1 protein-coding gene is annotated in these 276 nt (G+C 56.2%); it reads left to right on the top strand.

Annotation, left to right across the window (positions count from 1 at the left end):
- Nucleotides 1-276 (top strand): glycosyl hydrolase family 65 domain-containing protein (locus AC0L27_RS41325; protein ID WP_473323882.1); only part of this gene is annotated, 276 nt, incomplete at both ends.

A 276-nucleotide genomic window follows, 5' to 3' on the forward strand; every position in this document is an offset into this window, starting at 1 on the left:
GCTGTGGCCTGCTGACCCAAAGTTATCAGTTCTGGCGCGAGGGGACTGAAATCGATCTGGGTGCTGATCCGCATAGATGTGATGATGGTATCCATGCTGCCGCAACTGGCGCTATCTGGCTGGGGGCGATTCAGGGTTTTGCCGGGGTGAGCGTGCGTGACGGTGAATTGCATCTCAATCCGGCGTTACCTGAGCAGTGGCAACAGTTGTCTTTCCCTCTGTTCTGGCAGGGCTGCGAATTACAGGTCACTCTTGACGCGCAGCGTATTGCGATTC

The sequence above is a fragment of the Bradyrhizobium sp. Ken51 genome, from assembly GCF_055807435.1.